This is a genomic window from Mycobacterium sp. 1423905.2 (assembly GCF_001673155.1).
Taxonomy (GTDB): Bacteria; Actinomycetota; Actinomycetes; order Mycobacteriales; family Mycobacteriaceae; genus Mycobacterium.
The window spans coordinates 49096-69439 of the sequence record NZ_LZLE01000227.1 but is presented as its reverse complement, the minus strand read 5'-3'; the positions used below and the strand labels follow the sequence as shown (position 1 = coordinate 69439).

General features: G+C 64.0%; 24 protein-coding genes and 1 pseudogene. 15 read left to right on the top strand and 10 right to left on the bottom strand.

Annotation, left to right across the window (positions count from 1 at the left end):
* A partial coding sequence (locus tag A9W95_RS14385) for an RNA polymerase sigma factor (RefSeq protein ID WP_156746202.1) occupies positions 1-478 on the top strand: 478 nt, incomplete at its 5' end.
* Positions 475-741, top strand: coding sequence for a hypothetical protein (locus tag A9W95_RS14380; protein WP_067413728.1), 267 nt, complete (start codon positions 475-477; stop codon positions 739-741). The genes A9W95_RS14385 and A9W95_RS14380, both read left to right, overlap by 4 nt.
* Before the next feature lie 17 nt (positions 742-758).
* Here the strand turns inward: A9W95_RS14380 and folE are convergent, their stop codons facing one another.
* The 3 genes from folE to A9W95_RS14365 all read right to left on the bottom strand — a co-directional run bounded on the left by folE (position 759) and on the right by A9W95_RS14365 (position 2946).
* On the bottom strand, positions 759-1382 hold the full coding sequence (gene folE, locus A9W95_RS14375) for a GTP cyclohydrolase I (RefSeq protein ID WP_253851658.1): 624 nt from the start codon (positions 1380-1382) through the stop codon (positions 759-761).
* Between the two features lie 149 nt (positions 1383-1531).
* Positions 1532-2224 (bottom strand): PAS and ANTAR domain-containing protein, encoded by a 693-nt coding sequence (locus A9W95_RS14370; RefSeq protein WP_067413725.1) that lies wholly within the window; start codon positions 2222-2224, stop codon positions 1532-1534.
* A 272-nt stretch (positions 2225-2496) separates the two neighbouring features.
* On the bottom strand, positions 2497-2946 hold the full coding sequence (locus A9W95_RS14365; RefSeq protein WP_067413759.1) for an Hsp20/alpha crystallin family protein: 450 nt from the start codon (positions 2944-2946) through the stop codon (positions 2497-2499).
* 119 nt (positions 2947-3065) lie between these two features.
* Here A9W95_RS14365 and A9W95_RS14360 point away from each other — a divergent pair, with 119 nt between their 5' ends.
* The gene (locus A9W95_RS14360) at positions 3066-3431 is read left to right on the top strand and encodes a helix-turn-helix transcriptional regulator (protein WP_067413722.1); all 366 of its coding nucleotides are present in this window, start codon (positions 3066-3068) and stop codon (positions 3429-3431) included.
* A gap of 5 nt (positions 3432-3436) precedes the next feature.
* On the opposite strand, the pseudogene A9W95_RS14355 reads toward A9W95_RS14360, so the two are convergent.
* Positions 3437-4216 (bottom strand): annotated as a pseudogene (locus tag A9W95_RS14355) (aminotransferase class I/II-fold pyridoxal phosphate-dependent enzyme); the annotation flags it as partial.
* A 15-nt stretch (positions 4217-4231) separates the two neighbouring features.
* Positions 4232-4384, bottom strand: a complete 153-nt coding sequence (locus A9W95_RS28000) for a hypothetical protein (protein ID WP_253851657.1) — start codon at positions 4382-4384, stop codon at positions 4232-4234.
* Here A9W95_RS28000 and A9W95_RS14350 point away from each other — a divergent pair.
* From A9W95_RS14350 to A9W95_RS14320, 7 genes are all read left to right on the top strand, one after another.
* Positions 4383-4925: a flavodoxin family protein gene (locus tag A9W95_RS14350; protein ID WP_253851656.1), complete on the top strand. Its 543-nt coding sequence runs from the start codon at positions 4383-4385 to the stop codon at positions 4923-4925. The two genes, A9W95_RS28000 and A9W95_RS14350, sit on opposite strands and share 2 nt — an antisense overlap.
* A 73-nt stretch (positions 4926-4998) precedes the next feature.
* Positions 4999-5535 (top strand): DUF1360 domain-containing protein, encoded by a 537-nt coding sequence (locus A9W95_RS14345; protein ID WP_067413717.1) that lies wholly within the window; start codon positions 4999-5001, stop codon positions 5533-5535.
* Positions 5536-5554: 19 nt separating this feature from the next.
* On the top strand, positions 5555-5968 hold the full coding sequence (locus A9W95_RS14340; protein WP_067413714.1) for a ChaB family protein: 414 nt from the start codon (positions 5555-5557) through the stop codon (positions 5966-5968).
* Between the two features lie 12 nt (positions 5969-5980).
* Positions 5981-6640, top strand: coding sequence for a UdgX family uracil-DNA binding protein (locus A9W95_RS14335; protein WP_067413712.1), 660 nt, complete (start codon positions 5981-5983; stop codon positions 6638-6640).
* Positions 6641-6690: 50 nt separating this feature from the next.
* Complete coding sequence (locus A9W95_RS14330; protein ID WP_067413710.1) at positions 6691-7647, top strand: LLM class F420-dependent oxidoreductase; 957 nt, start codon at positions 6691-6693, stop codon at positions 7645-7647.
* A 99-nt stretch (positions 7648-7746) separates the two neighbouring features.
* On the top strand, positions 7747-8124 hold the full coding sequence (locus A9W95_RS14325; protein WP_253851655.1) for a hypothetical protein: 378 nt from the start codon (positions 7747-7749) through the stop codon (positions 8122-8124).
* Between the two features lie 20 nt (positions 8125-8144).
* On the top strand, positions 8145-8819 hold the full coding sequence (locus A9W95_RS14320) for an HAD family hydrolase (protein ID WP_371328069.1): 675 nt from the start codon (positions 8145-8147) through the stop codon (positions 8817-8819).
* A 66-nt stretch (positions 8820-8885) separates the two neighbouring features.
* On the opposite strand, the gene A9W95_RS14315 is transcribed toward A9W95_RS14320, so the two are convergent.
* From A9W95_RS14315 to A9W95_RS14305, 3 genes are all read right to left on the bottom strand, one after another.
* Positions 8886-9119, bottom strand: a complete 234-nt coding sequence (locus tag A9W95_RS14315) for a general stress protein CsbD (protein ID WP_067413705.1) — start codon at positions 9117-9119, stop codon at positions 8886-8888.
* Between the two features lie 208 nt (positions 9120-9327).
* On the bottom strand, positions 9328-11127 hold the full coding sequence (locus A9W95_RS14310; protein ID WP_067413752.1) for a thiamine pyrophosphate-requiring protein: 1800 nt from the start codon (positions 11125-11127) through the stop codon (positions 9328-9330).
* 38 nt (positions 11128-11165) lie between these two features.
* Positions 11166-12497 (bottom strand): acyltransferase family protein, encoded by a 1332-nt coding sequence (locus A9W95_RS14305; protein ID WP_067413703.1) that lies wholly within the window; start codon positions 12495-12497, stop codon positions 11166-11168.
* A 54-nt stretch (positions 12498-12551) separates the two neighbouring features.
* On the opposite strand from A9W95_RS14305, the gene A9W95_RS14300 reads away from it, so the two are divergent.
* Complete coding sequence (locus A9W95_RS14300) at positions 12552-13526, top strand: aldo/keto reductase (protein WP_067413700.1); 975 nt, start codon at positions 12552-12554, stop codon at positions 13524-13526.
* Here the strand turns inward: A9W95_RS14300 and A9W95_RS14295 are convergent.
* Complete coding sequence (locus tag A9W95_RS14295; protein ID WP_067413698.1) at positions 13523-14278, bottom strand: acyl-[acyl-carrier-protein] thioesterase; 756 nt, start codon at positions 14276-14278, stop codon at positions 13523-13525. The two genes, A9W95_RS14300 and A9W95_RS14295, sit on opposite strands and share 4 nt — an antisense overlap.
* On the bottom strand, positions 14279-15697 hold the full coding sequence (locus A9W95_RS14290; RefSeq protein ID WP_067413695.1) for an NAD(P)-binding protein: 1419 nt from the start codon (positions 15695-15697) through the stop codon (positions 14279-14281).
* 111 nt (positions 15698-15808) lie between these two features.
* Between A9W95_RS14290 and A9W95_RS14285 the strand changes: the two genes are divergently transcribed.
* The 4 genes from A9W95_RS14285 to A9W95_RS14270 are packed head-to-tail and all read left to right on the top strand — an operon-like array spanning position 15809 to position 20088.
* The gene (locus A9W95_RS14285; RefSeq protein WP_067413692.1) at positions 15809-16654 is read left to right on the top strand and encodes an enoyl-CoA hydratase/isomerase family protein; all 846 of its coding nucleotides are present in this window, start codon (positions 15809-15811) and stop codon (positions 16652-16654) included.
* The gene (locus tag A9W95_RS14280; RefSeq protein WP_067413690.1) at positions 16651-17541 is read left to right on the top strand and encodes an alpha/beta hydrolase fold domain-containing protein; all 891 of its coding nucleotides are present in this window, start codon (positions 16651-16653) and stop codon (positions 17539-17541) included. Before A9W95_RS14285 ends, A9W95_RS14280 begins: the two co-directional genes overlap by 4 nt.
* Entirely contained in the window at positions 17538-19211 is a 1674-nt protein-coding gene (locus tag A9W95_RS14275; protein WP_067413687.1) for a tetratricopeptide repeat protein, read from the top strand. Before A9W95_RS14280 ends, A9W95_RS14275 begins: the two co-directional genes overlap by 4 nt.
* Positions 19212-19221: 10 nt before the next feature.
* Positions 19222-20088, top strand: coding sequence for a hypothetical protein (locus A9W95_RS14270; RefSeq protein ID WP_067413684.1), 867 nt, complete (start codon positions 19222-19224; stop codon positions 20086-20088).
* Positions 20089-20344 lie beyond the last annotated feature (256 nt).

Here is a 20344-nt window from a genome sequence, read left to right as displayed (position 1 = left end):
CGAAGAGGCGGTGCAAGAGGCATGGGTGCAGGTGATCAAGTCCTCCGGTTCCTTTGAAGGACGCTCGTCGGTGGCGACCTGGTTGTTCGGCATCGTCAAGAACACCGCGGCCGGGCACCGGCGTCGTGAGTCCAGAATTCGCAACCACGAAGTGCTCGCCACCGACGACGCGGACCCGCTGTCTGGCCGCATGCATCCCGCGGGTCATCCCGATGCCGGGCACTGGAGTGTGCCGCCGTCTCGGCGGTTCCTTCCGGAAGACCAGACGGTGGCCCGGGAGCTCGTGGGCTATGTGCGTGCGGCATTGGACACACTTCCGGTACGGCAACGACAGCTGATCATCCTGCGGGACCTGGTGGGTACGTCGGCAGAGGAGGCGGCCGGAATTTTAGAGCTTTCCGCCGAGGCGCAACGTGCCCTGTTGTATCGCGCCCGAGGGAATTTGCGAAACGAATTGGAAAAGCGGTATCAACGATGACCCGTTACGACAACATGGTCCCGGCAATCGATTGCGTCGACTTCGTCCGACTGGTCGACGACCTGGTCGAGTCCGACCCCGCGCAGTGGGGGCCGATCGTGGCCAGGCACCTCGAGGAGTGCCCGCCGTGCCTGGTGTATCTGCAACAGATGCTCGACCTCAAGGTCTTGCTCAACCACGTCTTCGACGGGGAAAAGCTGAGCGACGACCACATCGCAGGGGTACTGAACACGGTCAACGCGATGAAGAACGAACAGGCGTGAGCTGAATCCTCGGCGGCTTACCGGCTGCTCGCGTGCAGGCGGTGGACCAAGGCAATTTCGTCGTCAGACCACGAGCCCTTACGCGCCTCAGTGGTAACTTCCGCGGTGCCGACGCGCGATCCACCCGCCCTCGTGCAGTCGTGCCGCGCGGTGATCACGCACATGACCCCCGACGGGCTCAACTTGCGCATGAGCCCGGCAGCGGCCTGGTGTCCGATTCGCTCCTGCACTTGCAAGCGGGCGGCGTAGCCGTGCACCAGCCGGGTCAGCGCGGACAAGTCGGCGACGCGCTGACCGGGCCGCGGCCGGTAGGCGATGGTCGCGGTGCCGGAGAACGGCAACAGATGGTGGACACACGTCGACGTGAATGCGATGCCGTGCATGACCACCAGTCCTGGCTCGGCCGGAGCGGGCATGTTTATGTCGAGGTGGTCTTCGGGCACCTCGTTGTAGCCCCACAACATCTCGCGCCAGGCACGAGCACCGTGGGCCGGCGTTTGGGCGGTGTGGTCTCCCTCGTTGATGCCCAACGCGTCAAGTAACTGCTGCATAGCGCGCTCGACCGCCATGTCGGCGTTGTCCTCGTACCACGCGGGCGACTCCACCGACTGTGTGGTGTTGATTGCCTCGGCAACTAACATCTCGATCCCCGTCCCGTGAGTGCGGCTGCTACCACCCATACGATGCCGTGACGTGATGCCGGTGTCTGTCGACTGATCGGGCACTCAGGGGAGGAACGCCGTGTCCCCCGATCGACGGACACGCGCGAGGTAAGCGACAAGCGCGCAGCTCAGCTTGGTGCTACCGCAGCGCCGTCCACGCCGCTGACCCGAAAATGAGCGGTCAACAGCAGTTGGTCGAATTCCGACTGAGCTTCGAAGGGTTTGCCGGCGCCGCGGAAGTCCTCGACGATCTGCTCGGCCAACGGCCGGAGCTTGACGTTGGCTTCTTGCGACAGCCATTTCAGCAGGTTGAACGCGGCGTCGCCGTCGATGCCATACACCAGCATCAGCATGCCTTTAGCCTGCTCGATGCCGGCGCGGTTCTGAGTGATCTCGGCCAGCTTGGCGGTCACCAAGTCCTCGCTGGCTTGTTCGTGCGGGGAAACGTCGACGTAGAAGCCGTGCGATCCGATGACCGTTCCTCGCTCGTCACAGAGCTGGTCGCCGACCACGACGACGTGGTGGATGTCGCCGCGGGTATCGATGATGCGGTGGCGGGTACTGAACGCTTTACGGTTCTCGAGAATGTCGTCGATGGCGGCCGCCACTTGACCACGGTCATCGGGATGCTTGTGCGAGAGCACCAAGTCGGTGGTGGGAGTGACCGTTCCAGGTTCGTACCCGTGCATCTGCTGCACCTGATCGGACCATTCCCACCGCTGGTCGGCGAAGTAAAACCGGAACCATCCCACCCGCTGTGGGGAACCGCCGGCCAGCGCTTGCTCAACGGCGGCTGACTGGCCGTCAAGATCCCAACTCATCGCGGGTCTCGCCCCTCCTCGGGTCATATGCGCGGAACGCGGCCGCCATCGCTTGCTGCTGCGCCCACCCGGAGACGGGGCGCATCGGCGTTCGAAGAAAGCCACCAGGTGGCGGAGTCGAAACTGGCGGCGCTGGATGCTCAACGCCAAGGTTGTCTAAAAATATCGTGTCGGTGACGGTCCCGCGCAAGGGTCCGACCTCGCGTCGCATCCAAAATTGTTCTCAGCCTGAGAAGCGCGGCGACCAATTAGGGGGTCGCCGCGCTCAGTTTTCAGGCGTTGACGACTTCGCGCGCACCGTTCTTTTCGTCGATCACCTTGTGTCCGCCGCCGCGACCGACCGAAATCTTGCGCGGCTTTGCCCTTTCGGCCACCGGAATGTGCAGGCTCAGAACGCCTTCGTTGTAGGAGGCCTCGATGCGGTCGGTGTCGAGGTTCTCCCCGAGTACTAACTGTCGGCTGAATACGCCGCGTGGACGCTCGGTGGCCAACATCTCCCGGTTGGGGTCGACTGGGGGTCGTTCGGCTCGCACGGTCACCACGTTGCGCTCGATGTCGATGTCGAGCGAGTCCGGGTCGATGCCGGGCAGGTCGAACTCGACGACGAACTTCTCACCTTCGCGCCAAGCATCCATGGGCATCACAGCCGGCTTAGCTGCCGTGCCGAGCACTTGCTGGGCGAACCGGTCAAGGTCACGGAACGGGTCGGAACGCATCAGCATGGCGGTCACCTTTCACTCATCTGTCCCGCACTCGGGACGGCGATTACCTATGTCATGCGACATAGATTTCATATATCACTGGTCGACACATCAATGCAAGTGTGATATGTAAGTTTTCTATGATCGACCGTCCGAGCGATAACAACGCACCGGCATCCAACCACGGCGTATACGGCATCTCCGTTGCCGCCGAACTGTCCGGCATCCCGGTGCAATCGCTGCGTCTGTACGAGCGGCACGGCTTGCTCAACCCGGCACGTAGTGACGGTGGTACACGGCGCTACAGCGCCGACGACCTGGTCCGGCTGCAACGCATCAGCGCCTTGTTAGATGCCGGAGTAAATTTGGCCGGCATCGCACGCATCCTGAATCTCGAGGACGACAACGCCGAACTCTCCGCGGCCAATAGCCACTTGCGCTCGACGAACCGCACGCTGCGCAAGGCTGCTCGGAATACGAGCGATACGGCACCCGCTCAGGCGTGAATTCAGGTCGTCATCAAGAGGTCCGCGCATTTGCAGAGTCGATCGGGATCGACGAGATCACCTTGCAGGTGGAATACCGATCCCTGCTCGAAGCCGGCCCCCATCTTGTGGACGCTGACCACACAAACATCCGCACCGGCATCCATCGCCCAAGTCGGCAGGTCCTCATGGAAAGGCAAATGCGCACCCCAGGCTTCGTCGACGATGAGCGGCTTACCGCGTTCATGGCAGACGTCGGCAATGGCGGCGATGTCCGCGCAAGTGCCATACGGGCTGGGACTGACGATCAGCGCACCGGCGGCATCCGGGTAGTGCTCCCAGGCGTTCCGGACTTGGTCGGGTGACGGCGGGTGGGAGAAGTGCCGCTCGCTGTCCCAGCGTGGAGTGATCCACCTGGGCCGCACACCGGAGAAAATCAACCCGGCAACGATTGACTTGTGGCTGTCCCGTGGGACCAGAAGTCCCCCTCAATCGCCGCCGGCTACGGCCAACATGGCCGCCTTGACCGACAACGAGCTCCCGCAGGTCGAGAAGAACGCGGTATCCGCTCCGACCGCGTCGGCCATCAGTTCCTCGGCACGCGCGAGATACTTACCCCGGGATAGGCGGTCGTCGAGCCCGTTGCTGGCCAGCACGTCGTCCAAGAACGGCTCTTTGCCCAAAACGGCGAGTACCCGGGGATCGGTTCCTGCGCCCTGCCGGTGACCCGGCGGCGTGAACCCGTAACGGCCCTTGCGGCGGTAGTCGAGCAGCGCATCCAGCAGCGGCATTTGGGACTGATCCATGTCGCGTGGGTACCCTCACCCGACTCCGGTGACCCATGCCAGGCGTTTCAGGCCCGGCCCACCGGGTATCAAAACGGCCATGGTGGAACAGTCCGGTGTCCCGCTGCGCGCAGTCGGCTTGATCTGCAGTTTGAAACCTAGTCCCAAGCCGTCGAGCAGTGCGCTCATGGCTGAGCACGTCGTCGCTGAATTGAGCAAGGCGGGCGTCGCCACCGAGCTGATTCGGTGCGTCGACCTCAACATCGCTCCGGGTGTCGACGACGACATGGGAGACGGCGACCAGTGGCCGGAGATCCGAAGCAAGGTGCTCGATGCCGATATTTTGCTCATCAGCACACCGATCTGGCTTGGCCATCCGGCTAGCGTGACCCAGCGGGTGCTGGAGCGTCTGGACGCCGAGTTGTCCAATACCGACGACAGCGGAATCCCTGTGATGGTTGGCAAAGTGGCGCTGGTCAGCGTGGTGGGTAACGAGGACGGCGCCCACAAGGTTGTCGCCGACTTGTTCCAAGCCCTCAACGACATCGGGTTCAGCATCCCCGCGCAGGGTTGCACTTACTGGAATGGGCCCGCGATGGAGTCAACCAATTACGAGGATCTTGACGAGGTGCCCGAGCAGATCGCGTCGACCACGGCCACGGCGGCTCGCAATGCCGCACATCTGGCGCGAGTGCTGAAAGAGCGCATGTACCCGCCATACGAGTCGTAAAGCGTCCGGATGACAGATTGCCTGATGGGGAAACGGGTATTCGGCGTGCGATACAACCCCAGAAGGAGCGCCAGTGGCTGAACCGGCAGAGATCGGTGCCGACGTGATAGACCGCGCGCGTCAGGAAGCCGACCATTATCGCGGCGATGACCCCCGTCCATTAGGCGGATACGTGGTGACGATGAGCGCTTATCTCGTCGTCGTTGCGGTCAGCGCGGTGGTGGCGGCCCTGACTGGACGCAAACTGCCGGAGCGGTGGCCGATACAGGATCTCGTCACGATTTCGCTGGGCACGCACAAACTCTCGAGGACCATCACCAAGGAATCGGTGACCAGCCCGATCCGGGCGCCGTTCACTCGGTACGCCGGCACCGGCGGCCCGTCCGAAGTGATCGAAGAAACCCGGAACACCAGCCAGATTCGGCATAGCCTCGGCGAGTTGTTGACCTGCCCATTCTGCTTGGACGTGTGGGTAGCTACCGGCTTCACGATCGGCCTGATCTTCGCCCCCCGCTTCACCCGCTTGGTAGCGGGCACCTTCACCGCACTGACCGGAGCCGACTTCCTGCAACTTGCCTACGCGGTTGCGCAGCAATCAGCGGAGGGATGACCGAAATGGGAGGTTCACCATGCCAAAGACAACTAAGAGCGGTGCAGCTAAGAAAGACGAGTTACCCAGCACGCTAAGGCGTTCGGACGCCAAGGCGCAGCGTACATTCGCCAAAGCCCACGATTCGGCGGCCGAGCAATACGGCAGCGAGGAGCGCGCCCACCGGGTCGCTTACGCCGCCGTCAAACACAGTTACGAAAAGGTCGGCGATCATTGGGAAGCCAAGGGCAAGAAAGGACCGTCGGACAAGCGGGCCGAAAGTGGCGGTCCGGACAACGACTTGCCTTCCGCAGAAGGCGTCGACGCGAATGCCAGCAAGAAGCACTTGCAACACATCGCGCGCCGCCTCGAAGTTCCGGGGCGGTCGACAATGAACAAGTCTGAACTCGTCGATGCAATCAAGAAAGCAAATCGCCGGGCCCGCCGCAGTTGAGGATGCGTCGGCATGGCGACGGCACGAGTTGATGGAGCGGCGCGCTACCTGCCGGACGACCACGCGTTGAGTTCTCTGGAGGCCGCCGCGCAAGGTTGTCACGGCTGCAATCTCTACCAAGACGCCACGCAGACTGTTTTCGGCCACGGCAAGGGCGATGCGCCGATCATGCTGGTGGGCGAACAGCCGGGGGACCGTGAGGACCAAGAGGGGCTTCCCTTCGTCGGTCCGGCTGGCCGACTCCTTGCCCGCGCCCTCGACGACGCACAGATTGATCCCGCCGTGACCTATCAGACCAATGCCGTCAAGCATTTCAAGTTCAACAGAGTCGGCAAGCGACGGATCCATCAGAAACCCGGGCGCATCGAGGTCGTGGCTTGCCAGCCCTGGCTCATTGCCGAGATCGAAGCGGTGCGACCACATGTCATCGTCTGCTTGGGTGCCACCGCCGCACAGTCGTTGCTGGGCACCACCTTTCGGGTGACCGCCCAACGCGGCGAGCGGCTGCAACTCCCGTCGGCCTTGGGTGTCGACGTCCAGCCGCGGCCGGTGGTGACCGCCACGGTGCACCCCTCGTCGTTGCTACGCGACCGCAGCGACGACCGGGACAAGAACTACCAGATGTTCGTCGACGATTTGAGCAGTGCCCGCGCCGCGCTCGACCCGTCGTAGCGACAGCACACTCGCAGGTTATCGCCGGCGGATCTGGGTAATCGTTGCGCGTGGTGGCACTGGGATACTTCCTGAGTTGTGAAGAATTCGACCCGAATGCGTTGGTTCGCCAGGCGGTTCGAGCCGAGGGTGCGGGATTCACGCGATTATGGATCTCCGATCACTTCCACCCCTGGAACGATAACCAGGGACACAGTCCTTTCGTCTGGTCCGTCATCGGAGCGCTGTCGCAAGCCACCGAACTGCCCGTGACGACAGCGGTGACATGTCCGATCGGTCGCATACATCCCGCCGTGATCGCGCAAGCCGCTGCGACCTCCTCGGTGCAGCATCAAGGTCGGTTCATCCTCGGGCTGGGAACCGGCGAAGCGCTCAACGAGCACATCATCGGCCAGCACTGGCCGCCGGCGCAGGTGCGACGCGAGATGCTCGAGGAAGCCATTACGGTCATCCGGCAGTTGTTCACCGGCGAACAAGTAAGCCACCATGGCCGTTACTTCACCGTCGAGAACGCGCGACTCTACACTCTGCCGGAAAAGCCGACACCGCTGTACATTTCGGGCTTCGGTGAGCTTTCCTGCCAGTTGGCCGGCCGCATCGGGGACGGCTATATCAGCACCGAGACCTCCGCCGAGTTGATCGACGCATTCCGGTCGGCCGGGGGAGAGGGAAAGCCCATGCAGGCGGGATTCAAGGTCTGCCATGCTCCTACCAAAGAGGAGGGAGTGCGAACCGCGCACTCGCTTTGGCCAAACGAACAGCTTCCCGGTGAGCTAGCTCAGATACTGCCGACACCAACGCATTTCGAACAAGCGTCCAGCCTGGTCACGCCGACGATGATTGAAGAATCGGTACCGTGTGGACCAGACGTCGAGGCGTATGTCGACCGGGTCCGGGAATTCGTTGACGCCGGCTATGACGAGGTATACGTCCAGCAGATCGGGCCCGATCAGGAGCGATTCTTCGAGTTCTGGGCCTCCGAAGTAGCCCCGGAGCTGGCCAAATAGCCGCTGCTGTGAGCAACGGCACGGCACCGAGCCAGGTTTCAGGTCCGTCGACATGGGTAGTCGAAACCCAAACGTTGGACAGCCACGAAGGAGGCGCTGATGAGCGTGCAGAACCAAGAGGCCACTAACGTGCTCGCCGCCGAACCCGCCCAACCGCCCCACACCGGCCACGGTGAACGGCGGCGTGCGGTGCTCAACTGGGTGCTGGCGCTGCTAACTGTCCCGGCAGCCATCCTGGTGATGATCTTCGCAGTGGGTGCGGCGATGAGCGTCGCGGCCTGCAGCGCGGCCCAATGCCCCCACCTGGGCCCTAGCGGTTTGCTCTACGGTGTCCTGTTCTACGGTGCGCCCGTGGTCGCGGTACTGACCATCGTCGCCTCGTTCTTCACCGCGAAGCGTCGGTGGGGCGTTATCGTTCCCCTGGTAGGTATAGCCCTGTTGGTCGCTGACCTGGCGATCACCGCCCTGGTCTTCTAAGTGATTGCACGGTAATCGAATTGGCACAGCCATCCGTACTGTTCGACGTAGACGGAACTCTGGTCGACAGCAACTATCTACATATCCACGCCTGGCAGCGGGCCTTCGGTGAGGTGGGCCTCTACGTCGAGACGTGGCGCATCCACCGGTCCATTGGCATGGACGGGTCAACCCTGGTGAAAGCGCTTTCCGACGACGCGCCGGAGGACGTGCAGAGCGAGCTCAAAGACCTGCACTCCCGCTATTACAAGGAAGCAACGCCGCTGCTGCGCCCGTTGCCGGGGGCGCGTGAATTGCTGCGCCGGGTAGCCGATCTGGGTCTGCAGGTGGTACTCGCCACGTCGGCTCCCGAAGACGAATTAGCGGTGTTGCGCGAGGTTCTCGACAGCGACGACTTGGTGTCCGAGGTGACCTCCTCTGAGGACGTTGATACCGCCAAACCGAAGCCGGACATCATCCATGTCGCACTGGAACGCGCGGGCGTGACGGCCGAGCAGGCGGTCTTCGTCGGGGACGCTATCTGGGATGCCGAAGCATGTGCTCGCGCCGACTTGAAGTGCATCGGTGTGCTGTGCGGCGGAGTTTCCCGCGACGAGCTCGGAAATGCCGGCGCCGCAGTCATCTTCGAAAATCCCGCGGAACTGTTGGCGAAGATCGACGAGTCGCCGATCGGTCAACTCGTCACTAAGGCATAGAAAAAGGCATAGCAACGCGAATGGGCCCAGTCCTTATCGGACTGGGCCCATTCTTCGCGTCAAGCTCTACTGGTTGGCCTTCTGCTTCTGCTCGGCAGCGTCGGCACCGCCGCGGGCTGCCTCCGCCTGAGCTTCCTTCTCGGCCGCGTCACGCTGGGCGTCCGCCTTGTCCTGCTGCGCCTGGCCTTCGCGCTTCAGGTCGTCTTGGCCGGCCACGGCACCGATAACTTCCTTGGCCTTGCCCTTGACGCCCTCGACGACACCTTCAACGCCCTCTGCGGGGCCGCTCTTGTCAGACATGCATTCCTCCCTATTGCTGAATACTCAGCCTCGCGCTCCGCAAGATTGCGCTCAGCCAACAGGTACGGTCCTGAGTGCGCGACGACGTTGTTCACGTCTCAGTCCACGATTTCGCCCTGCGATCACAGGGGTTTCCGATTGGCTGATTCCTCAAACATGTGCGTTCGATCACCGCAGGTAGGGCCCGATGATCAGGGCAAATTTCCGCTCATGGGTGACCGCTACCCCGGTGCGGCAAAAACTCCTGTGCCTTGACCTTGAGCCCCTCCTTGATCATGGCGATGGAGTCTTCGTCACCGCGAAGCACCGCGCCGGCGGTTGCTTTCATCTGTTCCAGAGTGGCGTGCGGAGGCACCGGAGGGATGTTGGGATCGCAATGCACGTCCAACAGGGTGGGGCGGTCGGACTGCAGGGCGCGATCCCATGCGGGGGCGATGTCATCCGGATCGGTCAGGGTGGCATGACCCAGGCCAAGGGTGGCGGCGAACGCGGCGTAATCGACATCGGGTAGGGTCTGGGACTCGGCGAACTTCGGGGCGCCGCCCATGGCCCGCATCTCCCAGGTGACCTGATTGAGGTCGTTGTTGTGCAGCACCGCGATGACCAGGCGCGGGTCCTGCCATTGCGTCCAGTAGCGCGCGATCGTGATGAGTTCGGCCAGCCCGTTCATCTGCATGGCCCCGTCACCGGGGAAGGCGATCACCGGCCGGTCCGGGTGCGCGAACTTCGCGCCGATGGCGTACGGTACCGCGGGTCCCATGGTGGCCAGCGTTCCGGACAGAGACCCGCGGATTCCAGCGCGGAACTTCAATTGTCGCGCATACCAATTGGTGCCTGAGCCCGAGTCGGCGGTGACGATGGCGTTGTCGGGCAACTTGGGTGACAGTTCGGCGAACAACCGCATCGGGTTGATCGGATCGGCGGACACGTTGGCTTCCATCGCCATGGTTTCCCACCAGCGAGCCACATTCCGCTCGATCTTCTCCCGCCAGGACCGATCGGTTTTGCGTTGCAGCAGAGGTAACAACGCGCGGATCGTCGCGGCGGCGTCGCCGACGAGGTTGACCTCGTTGGGGTAACGCATTCCGATCACCGCGGGGTCGATGTCGATCTGCACACCGCGCGCCGAACCATAGTCCGGCAGGAATTGCGAGTAAGGGAAGTTGGATCCGATCATCAGCAAGGTGTCGCAGTCGCGCATCATTTCATAACTCGGCCTGGTGCCAAGTAGGCCGATTGCGCCTGTCACCCAAGGTAATTCATCCGACAGCACGTCCTTGCCCAGGAGCGCCTTGGCCACCCCGGAACCCAGGACGTCGGCGAGTTCGGTGACCTCGTCGACCGCAGAGCGTGCCCCGCACCCGATGAGCATGGCGACGCGTTCACCGGCGTTGAGCACCTCGGCGGCCTGCCGCAGTCCCTCAGGTGACGGCTCGACCGCGGCCTGTTCGACCCCGAGGCTGGAGGGGACCATCTTGAACTTGTGTGCGGGAGGGGTGTATTCGAGTTCTTGGACGTCGCCGGGGATGATCAAGGCGGTCGGTGCCCGGCGGGCCAGCGCGGTGCGGATGGCGCGATCAAGCACGTTGGGCAGCTGTTCGGGAACGGTGACCATTTCGACGAAGTCGCTGGCGACGTCTTTGTACAGGCTCAACAGGTCGACTTCCTGTTGGTACCAGCCGCCGATCGCCGTGCGTTCGGTCTGGCCGACGATGGCCACCACGGGTACGCGGTCCAGCTTGGCGTCGTACAGGCCGTTCAGCAGATGGATCGCACCTGGGCCGGATGTCGCCGTGCAAACGCCGACCTGGCCGCTGAACTTGGCATAACCGACAGCCTGGAAGGCGGCCATCTCTTCATGTCGCGCCTGGATGAACATCGGGTTGTTGTCGGCGCGTCCCCAAGCCCCCAGCAGCCCATTGATTCCGTCACCCGGGTAGCCGAATACGTGCGTTACACCCCAGTCGCGTAGCCGCTCGAGCAGAAAGTCGCCGACCTGAGTCGTCATTGCCACCATCCCGTCGTGTGTCTGTGTTCGCCCACGGGTTACCCAGTTGGGTGCTCGTTAGACTCCTCACGGCGACCGGCGGATCGAGTGCCGGTTAACGCGACCAGGACCAGCCCGCCACCGAAGACAATCGCGGTCACCCAGTGGAATCGCCCGTCCGGCGCAAAACCCGCTGCGGCAAGAAAGCCGAGAGCGGAGGCCGTCAGGGCGGCCCCCATTACCAGCGACGGGCCGGTCCAGCGGTCCGACATCGAAACTTCGACTATGGGCAGTGGTGCGGCGAAAAAGCGCCTGAGCAACCACAACAACACCATTTCCACCGCCGTCACGACGCTCAGGATGACCACCCACTCGAGCCGGGCGAGCCACCACTGCCCGGTGCCCTCGGGGGGCTGCGGCAACAACCCGGCCGGGTAACCGACGACCGCGACGATCACCACGGGCAGCATGTGCCACAGGTACAGCGACATCACGTTGGTATTGGCAGTGGCCACGAGTCGTCGAGCAACAGCCGAGCGCAGCATGCGGTTGAGTAGGGGCGCCAGCGCCATCGCCACTCCGGCCTGTGTACATCCGAACGCCAACATCGCGATCGACGGCGGCGTCGTGTTCTGCACGGCTTGCCCGGGAACTCCGATCATGCTGACCGGATACGGGCCGGGCCACAGCAGTGCGGTCAGGGCAAGCGCGGCGCCGACCACCAACACTATCGGTCTGCGGCCGGCGAACCCGCCTTGGTGCCAGGCGATCCCGAGCTGATAGAGCGCGCCCCAGCACACCAGGTAGTTGAGCCAGCCCAGGGCCGAGAGGTGGCCGGCAAGAGAAGCTACGTCCACCGCGGCTACCACAACGGCGAGCACCGCCGGGACCAGCAGTCCCCAACGTTGCTGTGCCGCAACGGCAACTGGCGTGAGTAACACCACCAACACGTAGACGGCAAGAAACCATAGGTGCATGGCCACGGCCCACCCCGCGTACTCCAGCAACGAGCCCGGCGCCCGCATGATTGCCAGCACCACCACAACGGCGGAGACCAACCCGACATAGACCGCTGTAGGTCCCAGCACCCGAGCCAGCCGGCGGCGCAGCCAGTGCTGCCCGGTTACACCACCGAAGGCATTGTGGTGCTGCCATGACACAGCACCCGCGTAACCAGCCACTAGGAAAAACACCGGAACAGCCTGGAACGGCCAAGTCAACCACTGCGTCCACGGCTGGTCGACAAGCGGGTTCTCTCGCCCGAAATAGCCATCGCGGTAGGTCACCGACGCCGCGGTCCAATGACCGAGCACGATCAGGATCACACCGGAGACGCGATAGAAGTCCACCGCCAGAATGCGCGCCGGCGCAGCGACTTGGACCTTCTGCACAAGCGCGAGGGTACCCGTCAGCGGCCATGGGCTTGGCCGTACCACAATGGCGACATGAGACAAGCGCACCTGGGTGAGTTGACGGTGGGACGCATCGGCCTTGGAGCCATGGGTATGTCAGCGGCTTATGCCGGCGCCGGTAGTGACGACGAAGAATCGATCCGCACGATACACCGGGCCATCGACCTCGGCGTGACGCTGATTGACACCGCTGAGGTGTACGGCCCCTTCATCAACGAGGAGTTGCTAGCTCGTGCTCTGCGAGGTCGCAGAGACCAGGTACTACTGGCTACCAAATTCGGCTTGATCTCCCACACCGGCCGCAACGGTTTGGACAGCAGTCCACCGAATATCCGCGTGGCCGTTGAAGGTTCGCTGCGACGGCTGGCGACCGACCATATCGACCTGTACTACCAACACCGCCTGGACCGCGGCACCCCGATCGAAGAGACGGTCGGCGTGTTGGCCGAGTTGGTCACCGAGGGAAAGATCCGACACATCGGCCTGTCCGAAGTGGGGGTGCAGACGATCCGGCGAGCACACGCCGTGCACCCCATCACCGCCGTGCAGTCGGAGTATTCGCTGTGGACCCGCGATCCCGAAGACGGCGTGCTCCCGCTGCTTCGTGAACTGGGCATCGGATTCGTCGCGTACTCGCCGCTGGGCCGAGGTTTTTTGACCGGTGCGATCCGATCCACCGCGGATCTTCCCGACAGCGACTTCCGCAAGGCCAATCCGCGGTTCAGCGACGAGAACTTCGAGCACAATCTGCGTAGCGCCGACCAGGTGCGGGACATCAGTAGCGAGGTCGGCGCCACGCCGGCCCAGGTTGCGCTGGCCTGGCTGTTGACGAAAGGATCCGACATCGTACCGATCCCGGGCACCAAACGCGTTGCGCGGCTTGAGGAGAATGTGGGAGCAGACAGCGTGGAGTTGACCGATGACCAACTGTCCAGGCTCGATGGGCTGACTCCGCCCGCCGGGGGACACCACACCGATGAACAGATGAAATCGATCGACCGCGACTAGAGCTTGCGCAGCAACGCCGCAGCGCGCACGTCGCCGTTCACCGCGAAGTGCAGATGTATGACGTCGCCGTCTCGGCGGGAGTGGATGCTGACGAGTTCGCCGAACTTGATCGGACTGCGGTACTCCAGCACGGCGCGATAGGGGCTGTCTCTCAAGTGGGGCACCTGGGCGAGTATCTCGTGCACCCCGTGCCAGTAGATGGTGTTGTTCACATGCTCGAAGGGGTCGATGTCGGTGCGGCGCAACGGAAACGGTGTTTCGGTACCGTCTAGCGGCGAGCCCGGTAACCACGGTCGCCATTTCAGCCGGTGGTTTTCGGTGGTGCTGCCGAACCGGGTGAGGCAGTCCTCGGACAGGCGGGACGGGGTGAGGGTGTCTTTGTTGACGCACAGCCAGAACCCCTCGGTCTCCACCTGACCTCCGCATGAGCCCTGAAGTTGCACGCGCATCGAACACCATCGGGTGGAAAGTCCGGCGCACCAACGACGGAAGGTGATGTCGCTGGGTAGTTCGATGGGCTTGATGACGTCGATGACGGTGCGCAGCACCACCCAGTGCGGATGCACTTCGGCCAGTCCCGCGTCGGCGAGATGCTCGGCGCCCACCTCCTGGATGTAGCGCGCAACCGCGTCCAGGCGCAGCCTCATGTGTTCGTCGATGTCGAAAGTGCCCACGCGCCAACCGGTGCGGTAGACATATCCCGAATCGGGTAGCGGGACGAGCGGATCGCCGACTTCGGGAGCGTGGGTCATCTAGCGTTGTCCTGCAAGGGCAGTGGCCTCGCTGAGCAGTGCGTCGAGCTTGTCGCTGGCCGTGTTGAGCTTGGCTTGGAACATGGAGACGACGCGCTCACGCACCCTCGGCTTGTGCGACAGCGGCGGGAGCAGGTCGGCAAGCAAGTTCAGTCGGGCCGAGGCCAGCCACTCGAACAGCTGCTCGTCGTCCAGCCAGCGCTGAAAGTTGCGCAGGTCTGAGCGGGTCAAGCGCAGCCAGTCCAGGTCACCGTTCGGGTGAGGAATGGGTGCGCAGAGTTCGTTCTTGACGGCGTCGTCTACGTAGGCGGATTCCACGTGAGCGATGAACGCGGCGCTGAAGACCTGTTGGCAGCCGCGCACGGCTTGCAGGGTGATGGTATCGCCGTCGAACACCGGCTTGGCTGGTTGCTGCGGCGCACCGTCGGCGGTGCAGTCGATGTACAGGGCGGATGGCGAGGTCGGGATGGACCCGTCGTCTAGCACTATGGCGGTCGGCTCGATGCGCTGAACGTGGCCCATCCGCACGATGTCGCGGATGCGACGCAATTGTTCGAGTTCCAAGTGCGACACGGTCGCACATCGATACATGCGCGGGCGCACGGACGGGTCGAGGCGGAGCAATGTGCCCGACGCCTCCAGGCGGTCGAACAGGTCCTGCGCTGAGGTCGCCGCGTCGATCGCTTCCAGCGTGGCGCCGTAGTTGTCCCGGAAGTGGGTGATGAAACTGGGTCCGGGTTGCAGTGTGGCTCGATCAATCAGCCAGGAGTCGCGCGGCATGATCCAGGTCAGTTTGTCCGGGTCGACATTGTGCCGTAACAGCCATAGGCAGACGTCCATGCTGGTCTTGCCGGCCCCAACGATCACGTACCGGTCACGGCTGGCGAACTTCGGCAGGTCATTAGGGGCGATGCAATCCAGTCCGGGTGCCACCGTATAAGGCGCAGGTCGCATCGACGGCACGATGGCACGCAGGTAGGTCGCGTCGACGATGCGCCGCTTGACGGTAACGGTGTACTCCGTCCCGCCCAAGGTGCGGAACCGGCCGTCGCCCAAGTAATCGCTCATGGGGAAGTACTCGACCCGGCCACTGGGGAGGAATTGTTGTTGCATCACGGCGTCGAAGTAGGCGCAAACCTCGCCGACCGGAGCTAGTTCGTTGAGGCCCTGGTTCCACCCAACGGTGTCGATCGTGTTGTTGCCCAATGCTCGTGAGTTGACACCGTAATACGCCGAGGGTTGATGCAGCCGCACGAAGGGATACGCGGTGGTCCAGTGGCCTCCGGGCTGGTGGGCGCGGTCGACGATGATGACGCGGGCCTCGGAGTCGCTGATGAGGGTGTCAGTGAACGCCATCCCCATGGCGCCGGCCCCGACCACCAGATAGTCGGCCTCGAGACCTTTCGGTGCCCCGTCCATCACCCTCCTTCTGGCTCGCGGTAAACGGACTGTTGCGACACGATAGCGCCTGACCTGGGTGGACAATCGAGAGACGGTCCACGATCGGTATGTTTGCCCGGATGAGGTCTCATGGCTGAGGTCACCGTCGCGGTCACCGGCGGAGTCGCCGTGCTGACCCTCAACCGGCCCGAACGCCGCAATGCCTACACCGCCCGAATGGGCGCCCTGCTCAGCGATGCTTACCGGCACTGTGACGACGACGACGCCGTGCGCGCGATTGTGCTCACCGGGGCGGGGGACACGTTCTGCGTCGGGGCCGACTTCACGACCGACTCCTCGACGAAGGCCAACCCATTCGAGGCCCCGTCGGCCGATGCCTCGTTCACCGCGTCACCGACGGATCCGGCCGCGTTCGAGTTGCGCAAGCCGGTCATCGCGGCCGTCAACGGGCATGCCATCGGCATCGGCATGACCATTGCGTTGCAAGCGGACATCAGGGTCATGGCCGTCGACGCCAAGTTCGCTGTCGCCCAGGTTCGGCGCGGCGTCATCCCAGACTGCATGGCACATTGGACGCTGCCGCATCTGGTGGGGGCGGCGGTAGCCGCGGACGTGCTGCTGACCGGGCGGACTTTCGACGGTACCGAAGCGGCCGCCTTGGGGATTGCCAGCCGCGTCGTGCCCGGCGCCGATGTCCTGGATGCCGCGATGGCGGTAGCCCGTGACATCGCGGTCAACGTGGCACCGATGTCGGCGGCCCTGACCAAGCGGTTGTTGTGGGACAGCTTGATTGGCGGCTATACGCCGCGACAGGTTGCCGACCTGGAGACGCGCCTGCATCATCGGGTGATGGGCAGCGTGGATGCGCGGGAGGGTGTCGAGGCGTTCGTGCAACGTCGCAGTCCCCGGTGGCAGATGTCGGTATCTGCACAATGGGAACCATTGCCCGACTTGAGCAATGGAGACGGACGTTGACCAGTTGGGCAAGCCGGGCGCTGCCCGTACTGCTCCGGTTCACCGGCCGGACGCGCGCCTACGAGAACGCGCGGAGCGCGCAGACGCACATCGACCAGCGCGCCTTGCGTCCCCAGCCGTACGGTCCGCCGGCCAAGCTGCGCACCGACGTGGTCGTCGAGGTGCAGCGCCGCGGAAGTTGGCCGATCTACACCGTGACGCCGAGCACGGGCGCGCCACAACGAACGGTCACCTATCTGCATGGCGGCGCCTGGGTGAACGAAATCACGGCGCAACACTGGCGTTTGGTAGCTCAGATCGCGGCCGGAGCTCAGGCGACCGTCGTCGTCCCGATCTACCCGCTGGTGCCGTTCGCCACGGCGGCGGAGGTGGTGCCGGCTGTCGTCGAGATGGTGGCCGACCAGGTGTCCGGTGGCGGCCCAGTGTGCCTGGCGGGGGATTCTGCGGGCGGTCAGATCGCGTTGTCGGCGGCGTTGCTGTTGTGCGACCAGCATGGGGTAGTGCTGCCGCGCACGATTCTCATATCGCCGGTGGTGGACCTGTCGCTCACGAACCCCGACATCGCAGCGGTGGAGCCGACCGATCCATGGCTGGGACGGGATGCGCTGCTGGTGTTCGCCGAGCGATGGCGGGCAAATCTGCCGTTGACCGACCTACGGGTTGCTCCGCTGGCCGCCGACCTGGCTGGGCTCGGAGCACTGACCATCTTCACCGGTACGCGCGACCTGCTCAACCCCGACGCGCATGTGCTTGCCGAAAGAGCCCGCGCCGCAGGCGTACCAGTCGAATTACAGGAGCAGCCCGGGTCGTTGCACGTGTACCCGCTCATGCCCACTCCGGAAGGCCGCGCCGCGCGAGCTCTCATCGTCGATCGGCTGACGGTATGACTACGCCTGTCGACGAGCAGTACTTCGACCTGGGTTCCTATCACCGCCCGGTCGAAACTGATTGCAGCACAGCGCAAACGTGGTTCGACCGCGGGATGGTGTGGGCTTACGCCTTCAACCACGAAGAAGCGGTCCGGTGTTTCGAGCGCGCTTTGCAGGCCGATCCTGAGCTAGCCATGGCGCGTTGGGGAATCGCCTATTCGGTGGGGCCCAACTACAACAAAGCGTGGGAGGCGTTCGATCCGGCCGACCTTTCCGCGTCACTGGCGCGCGCTCATACCGAACTCGATCGAGCCGGGCAGGGGCGGGCCAGTCCAGTCGAGCTCGGGTTGATCGCCGCGCTCCGCGCCCGCTTCCCGACTCATGACCCTGCCGATATCGAAGCTTTGCGCGCTGGCCAAAAGGCATACGCCGACGCGATGACGACGCTCGCGGCGCAATATCCCTTCGATGTCGACGTGCACGCGCTGGCCGCCGACGCGCTGGTGAATGTCACCGCGTGGGCCCTATGGGACACGTCCAGCGGCGAGCCGGCGGCCGGCTCCCGCGTGATCGAGGCCAAGCGCATCCTCGAAGATGCGCTTGCCGGGCCGGCAGGCCGTGATCATCCCGGCATCTTGCATTTGTATATCCACACCATGGAGATGTCGGGCACTCCGGAGAGTGCGCTACCGGCCGCGGACCTGTTGCGCGGCTTGGTGCCCGACGCCGGACACCTGGAGCACATGCCGAGCCATATCGACGTGTTGTGCGGAGACTACCGGAGCGCGGTCGCGGCGAATCAAGCTGCGGCGCGCGCGGATCGGCGTTTCGTCGATCGCGCGGGCCCGCTGAATTTCTACTCGCTGTACCGGGCTCATGATTTGCACTTCATCGTTTATTCGGCGATGTTCCAAGGACTGGAGCACGTCGCGTTGCAGGCCGCTGACGAACTCGCCCACCAGCTGACCGGGGAACTGCTGTCAATCGAATCTCCGCCGATGGCCGACTGGCTGGAAGCGTTTGTGCCGCTGCGCACGCATGTGCTGGTGCGATTCGGCCGCTGGGACGAATTGATCCGGCAACCACTGCCCTTCGACGCGAACCTCTACTGCACCACAGCGGCGACGATTCACTACGGACGCGGCATCGCGTTGGCCGCCACCGGCCAGCTCGAACAGGCGCGCGACGAGCGGCTTGCTTTCGGCGAGGCCCACGATCGAATCCCGGAGTCGCGATATCTGTTCAACAACAGCAGCCGCGATATTCTTGCGGTCGCCGCTGCCATGCTCGACGGTGAAATCGCTTACCGCGGAGGGGCATTCGCCGAGGCGTTCGGTCACCTGAGACGCGCGGTGGAACTCGACGACGGGTTGCCTTACGACGAGCCGTGGGGCTGGATGCAGCCCACCCGCCACGCGTACGGCGCACTGCTGCTGGAACAGGGCCACGTCGAGGAGGCTGCGGCCGTATACGCCGCGGACCTCGGTTTGGATCCGACCTTGGCCAGGGCATGTCAACATCCTGGCAACGTGTGGAGCCTGCACGGGTATCACGAATGCTTACGACGGCTGGGCCGCACCGAGGAAGCGGTGATCATCGGGCAGCAACTGGCGCTGGCCGCGGCCCGTGCCGACGTGCCGATCCGCGCCTCATGCGCCTGCCGACTCGACGTGGCAGCCCGCGAGTAGCTTATTTCGGGTGAGCGATGAGTTGCGAGACATCCGGGATCTGACTGACGATTCCGCGGCGTACCGAGACGAGTTGTATCGCCGCTGGACTGGCCTACTGAGTTACCGGTACATCGGACGCAACCATTCGTCGATGAACCTGGGGGACGCCGACGACACCGTCGTCATCCGTCGCGATATGCGCAACGAGGCTGGCGGCCTCATGGTTGCGCCGCTTGCTATTTCGTCTCCCGAAGGGTGCCAGACCGACATGGTCGCGGTGCCGAACCCGGTCATCGCCTCGGTGCAGATCATCGACCCGGGCCACGACGTCAGCAGGATCGCGATCGTCGACTCGGGCATCATGCATCAGGGCCGCACCATGGGCTACGGGCGATGCAAAATCGTGGACGCAGACAACCCGGACCGGGTGATCGCGTTCAACGAGGGCCAGGGTGCGATCATCGGCCTTCCGCCTGAGGGGTTGGACCGGATGGACGTTGCCGGCACCGAGCTGGTGATCGAGGATTTGCCCGAGTTGCCGCCGCTGTGGGCGGCCTTCGGTGCCGCCAAGCGAACCGACGGATACTGGGTACTGCCCCCACTCAGCGTCGAATTCGCTTCGCCGGATGCGGCATTGCATATCGGCCCGCAACACGTGCTCCTCGAGACTGCGGCGACCGACCTTGCCGCCGAGGTCGCCGGGACACGGCGACTGCAGGTGATGAGTTGGCACGTGATGTTCATGTCGCGCGGCAAAATTGGCCCATTCCGTGCCGAGGGCACCGCTCACCTCGCCGGGTCGGGACGGGTCGGCGTGCGAATGCTGTTACATGACGAAGGAAACTGCGACAAGCCGATCACCTCCGCGGCCGCGGTGTTCGACGTGGTGCCCTGACTCCTCGGGTGCGTGTCGCCTAGTGGACAGTCTCTTTGCTGTCAGTGCCGGCTCATCGCCGACATAGCCCCCGGCGGAGTCCCGGCCGACGCCGGCGGCCAGGGCGGCTAGTAACGGCCAGCTCGGCGGCGGCGGCGGTAGTGACGCCTTCAGCGGTGGCGGGGGCGGCGCCGGTGGCGCCCAGAGCGCCGACTGGTGGCTGGCGCCATTCGGCGTCCGGCTGTTCTAGCGCTGTCAGGGCGCGGATCTTGGTGCC